General features: G+C 67.0%; 15 protein-coding genes and 2 pseudogenes. 10 read left to right on the forward strand and 7 right to left on the reverse strand.

Annotated elements, in window-relative coordinates:
- Positions 1-16 precede the first annotated feature (16 nt).
- The 8 genes from AC1RIF_RS16945 to AC1RIF_RS16980 all read left to right on the forward strand — a co-directional run bounded on the left by AC1RIF_RS16945 (position 17) and on the right by AC1RIF_RS16980 (position 6933).
- Complete coding sequence (locus AC1RIF_RS16945; RefSeq protein ID WP_492602524.1) at positions 17-1006, forward strand: alpha/beta hydrolase; 990 nt, start codon at positions 17-19, stop codon at positions 1004-1006.
- A complete protein-coding gene (locus AC1RIF_RS16950; RefSeq protein ID WP_492602525.1) occupies positions 990-2309 on the forward strand; it encodes an MFS transporter in 1320 nt (439 codons plus the stop codon). Before AC1RIF_RS16945 ends, AC1RIF_RS16950 begins: the two co-directional genes overlap by 17 nt.
- A complete protein-coding gene (locus AC1RIF_RS16955; RefSeq protein ID WP_492602526.1) occupies positions 2306-3079 on the forward strand; it encodes an SDR family NAD(P)-dependent oxidoreductase in 774 nt (257 codons plus the stop codon). Before AC1RIF_RS16950 ends, AC1RIF_RS16955 begins: the two co-directional genes overlap by 4 nt.
- Before the next feature lie 11 nt (positions 3080-3090).
- A complete protein-coding gene (locus tag AC1RIF_RS16960; RefSeq protein ID WP_492602527.1) occupies positions 3091-3912 on the forward strand; it encodes an SDR family NAD(P)-dependent oxidoreductase in 822 nt (273 codons plus the stop codon).
- The gene (locus AC1RIF_RS16965) at positions 3909-4580 is read left to right on the forward strand and encodes an SDR family NAD(P)-dependent oxidoreductase (protein WP_492602528.1); all 672 of its coding nucleotides are present in this window, start codon (positions 3909-3911) and stop codon (positions 4578-4580) included. The genes AC1RIF_RS16960 and AC1RIF_RS16965 overlap by 4 nt, the downstream gene beginning before the upstream one ends.
- Positions 4581-4623: 43 nt before the next feature.
- On the forward strand, positions 4624-5454 hold the full coding sequence (locus AC1RIF_RS16970) for an HpcH/HpaI aldolase/citrate lyase family protein (RefSeq protein ID WP_492602529.1): 831 nt from the start codon (positions 4624-4626) through the stop codon (positions 5452-5454).
- Positions 5455-5584: 130 nt separating this feature from the next.
- The gene (locus AC1RIF_RS16975; protein WP_492602530.1) at positions 5585-6193 is read left to right on the forward strand and encodes a hypothetical protein; all 609 of its coding nucleotides are present in this window, start codon (positions 5585-5587) and stop codon (positions 6191-6193) included.
- A gap of 86 nt (positions 6194-6279) precedes the next feature.
- Positions 6280-6933, forward strand: coding sequence for a DUF1707 SHOCT-like domain-containing protein (locus AC1RIF_RS16980; protein ID WP_492602531.1), 654 nt, complete (start codon positions 6280-6282; stop codon positions 6931-6933).
- Between the two features lie 108 nt (positions 6934-7041).
- Here the strand turns inward: AC1RIF_RS16980 and AC1RIF_RS16985 are convergent.
- The 6 genes and pseudogenes from AC1RIF_RS16985 to AC1RIF_RS17010 form a co-directional block, all read right to left on the reverse strand.
- Positions 7042-7158: pseudogene (locus AC1RIF_RS16985) on the reverse strand (CHAP domain-containing protein); the annotation flags it as partial.
- Between the two features lie 114 nt (positions 7159-7272).
- Positions 7273-7758, reverse strand: a complete 486-nt coding sequence (locus tag AC1RIF_RS16990) for a transposase (RefSeq protein WP_492602769.1) — start codon at positions 7756-7758, stop codon at positions 7273-7275.
- A gap of 56 nt (positions 7759-7814) precedes the next feature.
- A pseudogene (locus AC1RIF_RS16995) lies at positions 7815-8039 on the reverse strand (transposase); the annotation flags it as partial.
- Positions 8040-8085: 46 nt separating this feature from the next.
- The gene (locus AC1RIF_RS17000) at positions 8086-8922 is read right to left on the reverse strand and encodes an oxygenase MpaB family protein (protein ID WP_492602532.1); all 837 of its coding nucleotides are present in this window, start codon (positions 8920-8922) and stop codon (positions 8086-8088) included.
- 59 nt (positions 8923-8981) lie between these two features.
- Positions 8982-9662 (reverse strand): GntR family transcriptional regulator, encoded by a 681-nt coding sequence (locus AC1RIF_RS17005; protein WP_492602533.1) that lies wholly within the window; start codon positions 9660-9662, stop codon positions 8982-8984.
- Between the two features lie 9 nt (positions 9663-9671).
- Complete coding sequence (locus AC1RIF_RS17010; RefSeq protein ID WP_492602534.1) at positions 9672-10814, reverse strand: acyl-CoA dehydrogenase family protein; 1143 nt, start codon at positions 10812-10814, stop codon at positions 9672-9674.
- A gap of 171 nt (positions 10815-10985) precedes the next feature.
- Between AC1RIF_RS17010 and AC1RIF_RS17015 the strand changes: the two genes are divergently transcribed.
- Together AC1RIF_RS17015 and AC1RIF_RS17020 are read left to right on the forward strand one after the other, a co-directional pair.
- Positions 10986-12518 (forward strand): aldehyde dehydrogenase family protein, encoded by a 1533-nt coding sequence (locus AC1RIF_RS17015; protein WP_492602535.1) that lies wholly within the window; start codon positions 10986-10988, stop codon positions 12516-12518.
- Between the two features lie 5 nt (positions 12519-12523).
- Positions 12524-13459, forward strand: a complete 936-nt coding sequence (locus AC1RIF_RS17020; RefSeq protein ID WP_492602536.1) for an oxygenase MpaB family protein — start codon at positions 12524-12526, stop codon at positions 13457-13459.
- On the opposite strand, the gene AC1RIF_RS17025 is transcribed toward AC1RIF_RS17020, so the two are convergent.
- Complete coding sequence (locus AC1RIF_RS17025) at positions 13438-14355, reverse strand: LysR substrate-binding domain-containing protein (protein ID WP_492602537.1); 918 nt, start codon at positions 14353-14355, stop codon at positions 13438-13440. The two genes, AC1RIF_RS17020 and AC1RIF_RS17025, sit on opposite strands and share 22 nt — an antisense overlap.
- Positions 14356-14371 lie beyond the last annotated feature (16 nt).

Consider the following 14371-nt stretch of genomic DNA (forward strand, 5'->3'; position numbering starts at 1 on the left):
TTACGAGGTAGATGCAGTGGCTGTCAGTGCGTCCCCAAGAAGCGCCTTCGACGGGCTCGCCGAATCAATCGAGTTTTCCGTACAAGGTGATCTTGTTCGGGGAACGGTGTACGTGCCTGCGGGCTACCCAGATCCCCTGCCCGCCGTCATCATGGGGCACGGGTGGTCGATGGTCGCCGGCGGCGATCTGGAGGACTACGCCGCCGTCGTCGCCGGTCGCGGTTTCGTTGTGCTCACGTTCGACTTCCGCAACCTCGGCCTCAGTGAGGGCGAACCCCGCCAGGAGATCGATCCCGCCCGGCAGATCGAGGACTTCCGGTGTGCGATCTCGTTCACCCGGAGCCGACCCGAGGTCGACCGGGACCGGATCGGCGTCTGGGGAAGCAGCTACAGCGGTGGGCACGCACTCGTCGTCGCCGCCATCGACCGACGCGTCAAGTGCGTCGTCGCCCAGGTGCCGACGATCAGTGGATACGAGGCAGGCCTGCGGCGCGCGCCGTACGAGAAAGCCGCACTACTCCAGGATCGCCTGGAGGCCGATCGCGAGGCGCGGTTCGCCGGCGCGCCACCAGAGACGATTCAGACGGTCAGCGCGGACCCCGACGCGCCGGTCGCATATCCGCAGCGCGACTCGTACGAGTACATGACGTCCGAGGCCGCCCGCTGCCCGTCCTGGCGCAACGAGGTCACGCTGCGTTCGATCGAACTCGCCCGCACCTACGAGCCGGGCACGTTCGTCCGCAGGATCGGCACCACGCCATTGCTGATGATCGTGGCCGACGCGGACGGCCTGACCCCGACCGATCTCCAGCTGGACGCGTTCAACGGAGCCCACCCACCCAAGGAACTGCTCCTCGTCCCCGGCGGCCACTACTCGGTGTACACCGACCACTTCCAGCAGACGAGCGCTGCCGCCGCCGACTGGTTCCTGCAGCATCTTGCACCCACCCGCCACCGGCCGCAGCCGTCGTCCGCGAAGGACTCCACACATGACTCTCATCGATAACCCGCCCGGCGCGCTCAGCGCGAGCGCGCGCCGCAAGTCCCTGCGCGCGGCCGCCGTCGGCAACGCGCTGGAGTGGTTCGACTGGACCCTCTACGGCACCTTCTCGGTGTACCTCGCCGCGAATCTCTTCAACTCCGAGAACCCGACGTCGGCACTGCTGTCGACGCTCGCGGTCTTCGCCGGTGGGTTCGTGGCGAGGCCGGTCGGCGGGTGGCTCTTCGGCCTGATCGGCGATCGGAAGGGGCGCAAGTTCACGCTGGTGACCACCATGTCACTGCTGGCACTCACCAGTATCCTCATCGCACTCGTACCCACCTACGAGCAGGTCGGCCCCCTGGCATCGCTGTTCCTGCTCGTTCTGCGCCTCACCCAGGGCCTCGCCCACGGTGGCGAGAGCGGTGTCAGCTACACCTACGTCGCCGAGATAGCGCCCCCGGAACGCCGTGGCCTGTGGTCGAGTTCGGTCTTCGTCAGTGTGACGATCGGCGTCATGGCTGCCACCGCGCTCGCGGCCGGCCTGACGGCGGCGATCGGCAAGGACGACATGCAGAGTTGGGGCTGGCGCATCGGATTCGCGGTCGGCGGCATCCTCGGCATCTACGCTCTGTTCCTGCGCCGCAGCGCCGCCGAATCCGATGTCTTCGAGGAATCGGAACCGGCGACCGGGGCGCAGGCGCTCGATACCCGAGCGCTCCTCGGCATCGGCGCCAGGATCGTCATGATCGCCGCAGCGTCCAACGCCACCTACTACACCTGGGTGACCTTCGCGCCCGCGACCGCCATCGCAACGAAGGGCATGGATCCGAACGGGGCATACGTCGCCAGCCTGCTGGCACAGATCATCTGCATTCTCTGGCTGCCGCTGTGCGGCATCATGGCCGACCGCTGGGGTCGACGCCCGATGCTCGCGATCTACGGCATCGGCGTGTTCGTCGTCGTGATCCCCGTCAACCTGATTCTCGGCTCCGCACCGTGGACCCTGTTCGTGTCTCAGCTCCTCGGTCTGCTGGTCTGGTCACTACTCGCCGCGATGTTCCCCGCCCTTCTCGCCGAGCAGGTTCCCACCGCCGCTCGCGCCCGAGGTGTCGGCCTGGTGTCGTCACTGTCGGTGGCGCTCTTCGGTGGCACCGCCCCCTACCTGAACACGTGGTTGGCCTCGATCGACAAATCCTGGATCTACTCGGTCTACGTTATGGCACTCGGGCTGCTCGCCGTCGCCGCGGCGGCGATCATCCGCGAGACCGCGAAGGTTCCGCTGCAGCAGATCGGCCGCACCGACATCTTCAAAAAGGAAAATGCATGAACCTCGATATTTCTCACACGGACGCTCCGATCGCGGTCTATCCCGACCTCCGGGGGAAGATCGTCGTCGTCACCGGCGCACGCGGCGGAATCGGCACCGCCGCCGTCGACGCCTTCGCGGCGCAAGGCGCCATCGTAGTCGGACTGGACCTCGCCTCGCCGCCGACGCATCCGCAGCGGCCCGACGTCCACCACATGACGGTCGATATGGCCGACACCGGTCGGATCGCCGACGCGGTGGACCGGATCGCCCGCGAACACGGCACAATCGACGCCTGGATCAACAATGCGGGATTCATGGCCCGGATGCCGGCGTTCGAGATGGACCTCGAGTCGTGGAACAAGACCATGGCGATCAACCTGACGGGAACCTTCTTCGGCGCGCAGGCCGCCGGCCGCATCATGGCCGGCAACGGTGGTGGGTCCATCGTGAATCTCTCGAGCTACGCCGGACTCAAGGCCCGGCCGAACTGCACCGACTACGCCTCGGCGAAGGCCGCCGTGGCCCATCTGACCGAGTGTCTGGCCCTCGAGTGGGGCCCACTCGGTATCCGCGTGAATGCGATCGCACCCGGCTACATCCGGACTCCGATGAGTTCGTGGATGCACGAGGATCGTAAGAACTACGAGACCTATGTCGGCAGGACCCCGCTGCGACGGATGGGCGAACCCGCGGAGATCGCACAGATGATGCTGCACCTCGCGTCGAACGCCTCGTCGTACGTCACCGGCCAGACCTTCCTGGTCGACGGCGGAATCACCAAGGCCTAGGAGATAATTCGATGAGCTACTGGACCGGTAAGTCCGTCGTCGTCACCGGAGGAGCACGCGGTCAGGGTGCCGCCGAGGTGTTGGCCCTGCTCGAGGCCGGCGCGCATGTCCACGCCGTGGACGTACACCCGGAGGACTCACACTGGTGGGTCGATCTGATCGAGCAGGCCGGCGACGGTCGCGACCTCCTGACTACGATCGTCGCCGACGTCGCCACCGCGAGCGGATGGGAGACCGTCGCCGATGCGGTACGTGATTCCGGGGTACCGCTCGCCGGTCTCGTCAACAACGCCGGCATCACCCTCCGCAAGACCGTCTCGGAGACGACCCTTCCCGAGTGGGATCGGGTCATGGGCGTCAACCTCACCGGCGCCTATCTCGGAATCAGAACCCTGGCACCCCTGCTGGAGGACGGCGGAGCGATCGTCAACATCTCCTCCACCGCAGGCCTCACCGGATACTTCAGCGCCGCGTACACCGCCAGCAAGTGGGGACTTCGCGGACTGACCAAGGCGAGTGCACTCGAACTCGCGCCGCGCAACATCCGCGTGAATTGCGTCTGCCCCGGGCTCGTCGAAACACCGATGATCAACTCTGCGAACGCTGTTCACGACTCGGACGCGGCTCGTATCTTTCACGACGGAAATCAGGACGCGACGCCGCTCGATCGGGGTGCCGACCCCACGGAACTCGCCGCGGCAGTACTTTTCCTCCTCGGACCGGACTCCTCGTTCGTCAACGCCGCCGATCTACCCGTCGACGGCGGGATGATAGGCGGCGGAATCTACTGGCGGATAGGTAAGGCCACGGGCAACCTCGGAACCCGGAAGTGAGAGCGCTCGTCACGGGCAGCAGCAGCGGACTGGGCGAGGCTGTCTGCAACAAGCTTGCCGACGACGGTGTCGACGTCGTCGGCGCGGACGTCAGCGGCAACCCGGACATCACGCTCGATGTCACCGATCCCGGACAGGCCGCAGCGGCCATCGAATCGGTGGGCGGCGTCGACATCCTGATCAATAGCGCCGGCATCGCCGGTCCGAGTACGACCCTGATCGACACCACCGACCACGATTGGCACCGAACCATGTCGGTGAACGTCTTCGGGACGTTCAACATGATTCGAGCGTGCGCACCGGGCATGGTCGCCAACGCGTGGGGTCGGATCGTGAACTTCGGAAGTATGGCAGGCAAGGAAGGCAACGAGTACCAATCCGCCTACTCGGCCAGCAAGGGTGCGGTGATCAGCCTGACGAAGTCCGTCGGCAAGGAACTGGCCACCACCGGCGTGCTCGTCAACGTCGTCGTACCCACCCTGATCGCCACACCCATCGTCGACGACATGTCGCCCGAGAATCGCGCTCGCTCGCTCGGCAAGATCCCCATGCGGCGGATGGGGACACCCGACGAGGTCGCCGAGCTGGTGGCGTGGCTGGCCTCGCCCAAGGTGAGCTATTCCACCGGCGCCGTGTACGACATCTCCGGCGGCCGTGCCACGTACTGACGCTGCGGTACCGAGACTTTCCGCCAACCATCCGAAGGAACCCGTGAACCCGACCTCCTCTCTCACCCGTGCCACGATTGCACGCTCGTGGCTGCTCGTCCCGGCCAAGAGCAGCGTGGCGCTGGACCGCGCTGCCGAGTCCTCCGCGGACATCGTCGTCCTCGACCTGGAGGACGGCGTGCCCCCGTCCGAGAAGGATGCGGCACGAGCCGTCGCGCGCGAATGGCTTCGGCACCGACACGGATGGATCCGGATCAACAGCCGAACGTCGCCGTACTGGCGCGATGATATGCATGCGCTGCGCGATCTCGACGGCGTCGAGGGTGTCGTGCTCGCCAAAGCCGAATCCCCCGACGAGACGGCGGCTACGGCAGACACGCTCGGCAACGCCGTTCCCCTGATCGCGCTCGTCGAATCCGCGCGCGGTATCGCCAGCGCCGCAGAGATCGCGGCCGCCCCGAATGTCGTCCGTCTCGCCTTCGGACGCGGCGACTTTCGTCGGGACACCGGCATCGCCGACACCCCACTCGCGCTATCACACGCCCGGTCCCAACTGGTGATCGCGAGCCGGGTCGCAGACATCGCCGCACCGATCGACGGACCGTGTCTGTCCACCGAACCCACACGCATCCTCGCCGACGCCGCAATCACCGCCGAGATGGGCATGACCGGAAAGCTGTGTCTGCGCCCCGAACAGGCGTCGATCACGAACGACGCGCTCAGCCCCACCGACGACGAGGTCACGTGGGCCGAGCAGGTCGTCGCGCGGCTGGGGGCATCCGGAAGCGGCATCGAGAACGGGAGCGACCTGCCGGCCCTGCAGCGGGCACGGAACCTCCTGTCGCTCCGTGCCCGGCTCGACTCCATGTGGTGACAAGGGCAAGCTCGTCTTCGACGGCGACGAGCACTTCTGGCTCGGGCTCGAGCGCGACGTCGCGCTGTGACCTTCGATCTCCACCGTTTCCGACCCACAGCGGCCGCGGGCATTGGTACAGAATGAGGACATGGTGCTGTGGATCGTCGAGTACGTTGCGGGGGATCCGGGTTGCCCGCCGGTCCTCAAGGGGAAACTCAACCGGCCGTGGGACTGGGATGCGTTCGATCCCGAGCCCGCCGAGTCTCCGGCCGAGTCGGACTACGAGCTCGTCACCACGAATCGGCGGATCGACGTCGACTACTGGGGCATGAACTGGCTCGCCTCGGAGGAGTTCGTGCGGATCTGCCGCGGCTTCGGGCTCCGACTCGTGGCGGTGCCCGTGCGAGTGCTGCAGTCCGGCGGGGCGCCGACGGCGAAGCGGTACAGCTACCTGCGCTGGGGAGAGTGGGCGTCGGTGATCGACGTAGCGGCATCCGACGTCGAGCTCGAGTTCGACCCTGCCCTCGGCGAGCCGTCCCGCGATCGCAACATCCCGGATGCGCCGGGGTTCGAATCCGTCGCCAGGTTCGAGATCGCGGAGGCGCGCGTTCCCGAGGCGGCAGCCTTCATCTGCACCGACGTCGGCCATGAGCTTGTCTGCACCGACGAGTTCAAGCGCGCCTGCGAGGCGGCGGGGCTGCGCGGCATGGGATTCTCGCCGCTCTCCGACTACACGAAGGCCGATTTCTGGGGCTAGTCCGCGGGCCTACCAGTCCGCGGGCCTAGGGCGTGTCTCCTAAATGTGGTCACCAGCCTGACCGCCGGGTGCAACTAGAATCCCGGGTGAACGAGTCTCACACCGCCCACGGAAAGCGCCGAATCGTGACAGACCAACCCGCCAGCGAAGATCTACTGCTCAGTGATGACGAGCGCATGCACGCCTTGAACGTCATCGGCGAGCACTATACCGCGGGTCGGTTGGATTTCACCGAGTTCCACAGCCGTTCGGAAGTGATCGCGACGGCGCGCACGCTCGAGGGCATTCGCGACGCCTTCCGAGGACTACCTGGCGGGCCACCGCTGGTGCTGGTCGACGGGTACCTTCGGAAGGTTCCGGTCGGCAGCATCATCCCCGCGACCGATGCCGGCGGCACCGTCGCTGCGCCAACCGCATCCCCGGACACGGATGCGGAGCTTTCCTCCCTGCACAGACGCGGGGGATTGATCGATTCGCTCGACTCGGTGATCCTCGGTGTCACCCTCGTGACTTTCCTTGTGCTGCAACTGATCGTCGAATGGAATTACGCATGGGTTGTTTGGCCTTCGCTGATAGTCACTCTCAGCGTGCCCCGCATGATCCTCAAGTTCAGTGACACCGACGAGGAGATGTACGAGGAGTTGAAGGACGCCGAAGCCAAGGTGCGAAAGAAGCGCCTCCAGGAGGCCGCCGAACGGATCCACAGTCTCGAGAACAGGCGCTGGCCGGACACGCTCTGAGCGATCCGCACTGCCCTCGGGCGCGCTCGGGTGGGGTCGACCGATGGGCCATCGAGAGCCCCCGGCGTGCGGCGGTTCGGCCCCGAACGATATTCGGCGCAAAGGGATTCAGGAATCCCGCCGGCCAAACCCAACGACGGCGGAGTCCGACTGCCAGTTGAGGTCGAGGTTGTGGATGCGGATCTTGCCGAGCTCGTTACCGCCGGTGTCGGTAATGGTGTCGCCGACAGCATGACATTACCGGTCCTCGGTAGGTAGGCCGTTGATGTCGCTCGCAAAATCAATCCAACCAAACAGCTCTGCCTGGAGACTTCAGCGCGCCGCACTAGAGCGTGTCTCCTATTTGGTGAGGGATCTCAGCCAGATGCAAACCGCTGATAGGACCACGCCCGCGCGGTAGGTAAGTCCGAGTTTGTCGTAGCGTGTGGATAGTCCGCGCCACTGCTCGAGGGCCGCGAAGGATCGTTCGACGACGTTGCGGCCCTTGTATTTCTCGGTGTCAAAGCCGACGGGGCGGCCACCGCGGCTGCCCCGCCGGAGGCGGTGGCGCTTCTGGTCGTCGGGTTCGGCAACAACCGCTTCGATACCCCTCGACCGGAGGTGAGTACGGATCGCTCTCGACGAGTAGGCCTGTCGCCGAGTACCGCGTCCGGTCGGGTTCGGGGTCGACCAGAACCGATCCGGGGCGCCGACAACGCGTTCATCATGATCGGGAACATTGGCGAGTCGCCAGCCTGACCTGGCCCGATCAGCAGGACAAGAGGGCGGCCGTGGCCGTCGGCGAGCTGGTGGATCTTTCGTGCCGAGCCCACCGACACGGTCCAGTCGACCAGCCCGTTCGCATCAGCGTGTGCGAGTAGCGCAGTCAAGACCGTGTCCCAGGTCCCGTCGCCGGCGTAGCGGCGGTGACGCTTCCAGATTGTCTGCCAGGGACCAAAATCCGTCGGCACGTCCCGCCACGCGATCCCGGCCCGATAGCGGTAGTCGATGCCCTCCACGACCCGACGATTGTCCCGGAACGGGCGGCCCCGACATCCGTCGGACGAGGGAAGCAAGGGTTCGATCAACGACCACTGCTCATCGGTCAGATACTCGGTGCGCGACACGCTGAACAGTGTCGCGCACCGACTACGCGCATTTAGGAGAAACGCCCTAGATGAGATGCCGGTGCGCCGCGAGGCGCCGGCGCATGTCCCGCAGGTAGTACGTGGCGGTGATCTGCCGGATCGGCCGCGGCACTCGCCGGTAGACGACGGGCAGGACCGCCATGAACCGGTCGAAGCGTCGCTGATCGCGTGGGCTCCACGGCAGCTCGAACTGGTCACGGATCCGGGACGGCAGCAGTCCGATCGTGAAGAAGCGTTGCAGCGGCATCGCCAGCCGCACCGGCAGCGGCGCCCGGCCACCGGAGAGCAGGCCCCGCACGTACGCGCGCACCTGATCGTCCACTTCGGCGGTTGCGATCATCCGGTCCCAGTAGGCATCGAACTCGGCGCGGGTGGCCGGCCACATGTCGTCGCCGACCTGCAGCGCCGTCCCGTACACCGCGGACTGCCGGTACAGTCGCTCCGCGTCGGAATCCGACAGCGCACCGAAGAACCGTCGGTACATGTCGAAGCCGTTGCGGTACAGCGTCGCCGCGACCCACAGTTGCAGTTCCGGGTCGAACGCGTTGTACCGCTCCGACCGCACCGGGACGTGCGCCCGGTTCACCAACCGCACCACCGCCTGCTTCTCCTCCGGCGTTCCGAGCGTGACGGCGTACACGTACGTCATGGTGGTGCGCAGACGATCCAGCGGCCGTTCGAGTGTGGTGCTGTGCTCGGCGACGCCGCGCCCGACACCCGGCAGAGCCAGCTGCAGCAGGACCGTCGCTCCCGCCCCGATCAGCAGCATCGACTCCCCGACGAAGTCGGCCAGGTCGACCGTGCCGGCCGGCGGTTCCGCCGGCTGTGTCCCACTCGGGTACATCACCGTCTCGGTGGCCATTGTCCGATCTTCCTTTCCAGGTGAGACACTCTCCACGACAATCGGATTCGATCGTCCCGTCAGGTCCATATCCCGGCCCCCTCCAGGTGCGCGATCAGCCGTTCGGCCGCATCATCGAACTGGATGCGGGTGTGGCACACCACCGCAGCCCGATCGTGCGCGCGGATCGCCTCGATCAGACTCGTGTGGGATCGCACCGCCAGTTCGCTCCAGGCCGGATCGGCCGCGTACAGCCGATAGGGTGTGTACCGCGCGGCGTTGAGCAGGAACCATGCCAGCTTCGGCCCGCCCGCGATGCGGCACAGCTCGCGATGGAACTCGTACTCCGCGTCCGCGATCCGGTCCGGATCGGCGACCGCGGCCGCGGCTCGCAGCACGCCGTTGAGTTCCGCGAGCCGGGTCAGATCCGCGGCAGTCGCAGACCTGGATGCCCGCACCGCGAGTTCCACCGTGATCTGACCCTGCAGCCAGAAGATGTCGTGCACGTCCCCGCGAGAGAGCCGTGAGACGACGTAGCCACGGTTGGGCACCGACTCGACCATGCCCTCCCCGCGCAGGGTCAGCAGGGCCTCGCGCACGGGCGTGACGCTCACCCCGAGGTCGGCCGCGGTCTCGTCGAGACGGACGAACTCACCGGGCCGCAATCGCCCCGACATCACGGCGCCACGCAGGTGTGCCGCCACGTCGTCGGAGAGTTGCGTCCGACGCAGCGGACGCGCGGGCCGTACCGGTGCAACCACGATCGGCTCCTACAACCCGAAGCTCTTGCCGATGATGTCGCGCTGAATCTCGTTGGTGCCGCCGTAGATCGAAGACACGAGCGTCTTGCGAACGTGACCCTCCATGTCGAACTCGGTGGCGTACCCGTAGCCGCCCATCATCTGCATGCCCTCGAGCGCCACCTTCTTCGCGGTCTCCGTGGCCTTGAGCTTGACCATCGACGCCTCCCGCGGGAACAACTTCGTCGGGTTGGCGTCGATCAGTTGCGCCGTGCTGTACACCAGCAGGCGGGTGCACTCGATCTCGGTGGCGAGGTCGGCGACGCGGTGCCGCAGGGCCTGGAAGGTACCCACCGGACGGCCGAACTGCTTTCGCTGCGTGATGAATTCGAGCGCGTCGTCGAACGCCCGCTGCGCGGTTCCGAGCATCATGGCACCGAGGATGAGCCGTTCGATGTTGAGCCCGGTAATCAGCTGCGTCCACCCGTGGCCCACCTCGCCCACCACCGCGTCGTCGGGGAGCAGGACATCGGTGAGGTAGAGGTCGTTGACCTCCCTGCCGCCCATCGTCTCGATGCCGCTGATCTTCAGTCCCGGAGTGTCCGTAGGCAGGTGGAACATCGTGAGCCCCTCATGCTTGGAGCCGCTGCGATCGGTACGTGCAACCAGCAGGATGTTCTCGGCGAAGTGCGCGTTGGAACACCAGGTCTTCTGTCCGTTGATCAGCCAGCCGTCGGACACCTTCTCGGCCCGGCAACTCAGGTTGCCGACGTCGGAGCCGGCCTCGGGCTCGGACATCGAGATCGACTCGGTCGCGCCGCGCACGATCCCGCCGAGCACCGTCTCCTTCTGCGCGGGCGTGCCGAACTTCTCGTACGCCGCGCCGGTGATGAGGGTGGGTCCGATGCCGCCGATCGGTGCCATACCGCGGGCGGCCTGCTCGAGCAGGATGCACATGTCGACAGCGGTCCCGGCGGACCCGCCGTACGCCTCCGGGACCGTGACCCCGAGCCACCCCAGCGCCGCCATCTTCAGGTACAGGTCCTGATTGTGGCTGTGCTCGCCACGGCCGGTGAGGGCGTCGCGCTGCTCGCGGGTACCGCATTCCTTGCGACAGAAGGCCGCCACCGCCTGCGCGAAGTCCTGCTGTTCGGGGGTGAAGTCGATCGTCATGAAAGGTGCTCCTGCCTGCGAGGAATCGAGCGGCCGCCGTCGTGGCGGCCGGGATCGGCGTCGACCACGGCGTGTGGGGGTTGTCCACACCCGTCGGGCCTAATAGTGTGAGCGTCACCACAGTAAATCACATCAAATATATTTGATGCGATCCCATGGAGGAAGCCCGACATGACCCGAGAACTGTCTCCGAGCGACGCGGCACCCGGCTTACCCACCTCACCGACCCCCGACGGCGGCACCACCTTCGCGAGCCTCGACCCCCGTACGGGCGGTGTTATCGCCGAGTACCCGATCGCAACGGCGGCCGACGTGACGGCGGCGGTCGAACGGGCCCGCGGCGCGGCCCGCTGGTGGGAAGCGCAGGGCTTCCGCGGACGCCGCGACTGGCTCCTCGAGTTCAAGAAGGCGATCGCCTCGGACGCCGACGGCCTCGCGGCCGTCGTGTCCGCCGAGACCGGCAAGCCGCACGACGACGCCCTGCTCGAGGTGATGCTCGCGGTCGAACACCTCGACTGGGCCGCCCGCAACGCCAAGAAGGTCCTCAAACCGCGGCGCGTACCGTCCGGCCTGGTCAGCGCCAACCAGTCGGCGACCCTCGGCTACAAGCCGATGGGCGTGGTCGGAGTCATCGGCCCGTGGAACTACCCCGTCTACACGCCGATGGGCTCGATCTCGTACGCCCTCGCCGCCGGCAACGCGATCGTGTTCAAACCCAGCGAGCTCACCCCGGGCGTCGGCAAGTGGCTCGAGGCCAAGTGGAACTCGCTCGCCCCGACCCAACCGGTGCTGCAGGTGATCACGGGACTGGGTGCCACCGGCGCGGACCTGTGCCGGGCGGGCGTCGACAAGATCGCGTTCACCGGCTCCGGGCCGACCGCCCGCAAGGTCATGGCGGTGTGCGCGGAGACGTTGACCCCCTTGGTCGCCGAGTGCGGCGGCAAGGACGCGATGCTGGTTGCGGAGGACGCCGACCTGGACAAGGCCGTCGAGTTCGCCGCCTTCGGCGCCTTCGGTAACGCCGGCCAGACGTGCGCGGGCGTCGAACGCATCTACGTCGCCGAACCGGTGTATCGGCAGTTCCTCGACAAGTTCACCGCCGCGGTCGAGCGCGTCCGACCGGGAAGCACGGACGCGGACACCTACGGTCCGATGACCCTGCCCCGCCAGGTCGACGTCGTGCGCGGCCACATCGCGGACGCCCTCGACAAGGGCGCCCGCGCCGTGATCGGCGGAATCGACTCCGTACACGAACGATTCGTCGATCCGGTGATCCTCACCGACGTCCCAGAGTCCTCGTCGGCCGTCTGCGAGGAGACGTTCGGGCCCACCGTCGTGGTCAACAGGGTGCGCGATATCGAAGAGGGTATCGAGCGCGCCAACGCCACGTCCTACGGCCTCGGCGCATCGGTGTTCACCGGGAACCGGTCCCGGGGCAAGGACATCGCGGACCGCCTGCGCACCGGCATGGTGTCGGTGAACTCGGTCCTCGGATTCGCGGGCATCCCGTCACTGCCGTTCGGCGGCATCGGCGAGTCCGGGTTCGGCCGCATCCACGGCGCCGACGGTCTCCGCGAGTTCAGCCGCCCCAAGGCAGTCACCGTCCAGAAGTTCTCGGCCCCACTGAACCTGCTCACCCTCGAGCGATCCGCGCGGGACATGAAGATCTCCGCGTGGATGCTCAAGGCCCGGCACGGCCGGTGACCCGGATGACACTCACCAACTCGCGCCGTGCCGGCACGTTCCCACCGCCCGACCGCGACCCGCGACCCCGTCCGGGCCGACGGGGTTGGGTGGAGATGATCGAGCAACTCGACCCCGTGACCCGGCACCAGGACATCCTGCGGATCACCGCGGGCTACGAATTCCCGTGGGACTACCAGCGTTCCCTCGAGTTCGCCCTGTTCCGGACGTACTGCGTGCCGACGATCTCCGAACTCCTTGCCCGCACCGGTGAATTCGAGAAGCGGCCGCAGAAACGGTACGACGACACCGCGCTGCTGATGGCCGAACTCATCGAGCACGGCTACGACTCGCCGCGCGGGCGCGAATCGCTGCGCAACATCAACCGCATGCACGGCCGCTACACGATCTCGAACGACGACATGCGGTACGTGCTGTCGACGTTCGTGTACGACCCGATCGACTGGATCGACCGGTACGGCTGGCGCCGGCTGCATCCGCACGAGCGCCTGGCATCGTTCCATTTCTATCGTCAGGTAGGAATCCGAATGGGAATCAAGGACATTCCCGACTCGTACCAGGACTTCCAGCGCTTCAAGATGGACTACGAGCGCGAACACTTCGTCTACAGCGAGGACAACCACCGGATCGGCACGTACACCCTCGGCCTGTTCCAGTCGTGGTATCCGAAGGCCCTGGCCCGCCCCGTCGCGTCGGCCGTCTACGCGTTGATCGACGACCGCATGAGCACCGCGTTCGGGTTCCCGAAGGGCTCACCCCGGATACGGGCCGTCGCCGAGGCGGGGCTGCGGTCCCGGTCTGCGGTGGTGCGACTGCTGCCGAAGCGGCGAACGTCGGTATCGGCACGTGATCCGCGGAACCGCACCTACCCCGGATATCCGGCGGGCTACTGCCCGCGGGATCTGGGGGTGGCGCAGGATCACTCGCCGCGCGAGTCCTGAGTCCCCCGGCTTCCGAACGCCGCCTCCACCGCATCGACACCGGCGCGCACCGCCGGTCCGGCGGTGTCGGCCCGCCACACCGCGTAGATGTCGCGGTGGAGGCGGGGTTCGGTGGGCACCAGTGCCACGCCGTCCGGCGATCGATCCACCGCCAGACGAGGCACCAGCGCCGCCGCGAGTCCGGCGGCGGCGAAGGCCAGGTGCGTCGAGATGTCGGATGCCTCGAAGTCGACCCGCGGCTCGAATCCCTGCTGCCGCAGCGTCCGCACGAGCCACCCATGGAACGCGGTCCCCGATCCCCACGCCACCCACGGCATTGCCGACAGCGCGGACAACGGAACCACCGTGCTGTGCGCGAACGGATGATCCGCGGGGAGGGCGACGTCGGCGGTGTCACGGTGGATCAGTCGCGATTCCAGCTCCGTCGGGATCTCGACAGGCGCCGATTCCCAACTGTCGACGACACCGATGTCGATCCGGCCCCGGCTGACGGACTCGAGCGTCACCTCGGTTTCGGCCTCGGTCACCGTCACGTGGACGGGATACCGGGACAGCAGGGACGTGATCGCACCCGGAAGCACGAGCCGTGACGCGGTCACGAAGGCACCGAACCGGATCGGGCCGACGACCTCGCTGCGCATCGCCGCGATCTCGGCCTCGATCCCGGACGCGTGGGAGAGCAACTGGTCGCCGCGACGGGCCAGGAGTTCACCGGCCGGGGTCAGTCGCACCCCACGTCCCGCCGACTCGAGGAGGGCCGCACCCACTTCGCGTTCGAGCTTGGCAAGCTGCTGGGACACCCCGGAGGGCGTGACATGCAGGATTCGAGCGGCCGCCGCCACCGACCCCGCCTGCGCCACTGTGCACAGCGCACGTACTCGATCGAGGTTCAACACGGTAGAAACACTACCG

Source organism: Prescottella sp. GW823-FHT02E09, assembly GCF_058797375.1.

Bases quoted from the DNA above. Each gene is read 5' to 3' on its own strand.
- AC1RIF_RS16975 (WP_492602530.1), top strand. From the start codon at position 5,585: ATGGTGCTGTGGATCGTCGAGTACGTTGCGGGGGATCCGGGTTGCCCG.
- AC1RIF_RS17015 (WP_492602535.1), top strand. From the start codon at position 10,986: ATGACCCGAGAACTGTCTCCGAGCGACGCGGCACCCGGCTTACCCACC.
- AC1RIF_RS17010 (WP_492602534.1), bottom strand. From the start codon at position 10,814: ATGACGATCGACTTCACCCCCGAACAGCAGGACTTCGCGCAGGCGGTG.
- AC1RIF_RS16955 (WP_492602526.1), top strand. From the start codon at position 2,306: ATGAACCTCGATATTTCTCACACGGACGCTCCGATCGCGGTCTATCCC.
- AC1RIF_RS17000 (WP_492602532.1), bottom strand. From the start codon at position 8,922: ATGGCCACCGAGACGGTGATGTACCCGAGTGGGACACAGCCGGCGGAA.
- AC1RIF_RS16960 (WP_492602527.1), top strand. From the start codon at position 3,091: ATGAGCTACTGGACCGGTAAGTCCGTCGTCGTCACCGGAGGAGCACGC.
- AC1RIF_RS16950 (WP_492602525.1), top strand. From the start codon at position 990: ATGACTCTCATCGATAACCCGCCCGGCGCGCTCAGCGCGAGCGCGCGC.
- AC1RIF_RS17020 (WP_492602536.1), top strand. From the start codon at position 12,524: ATGACACTCACCAACTCGCGCCGTGCCGGCACGTTCCCACCGCCCGAC.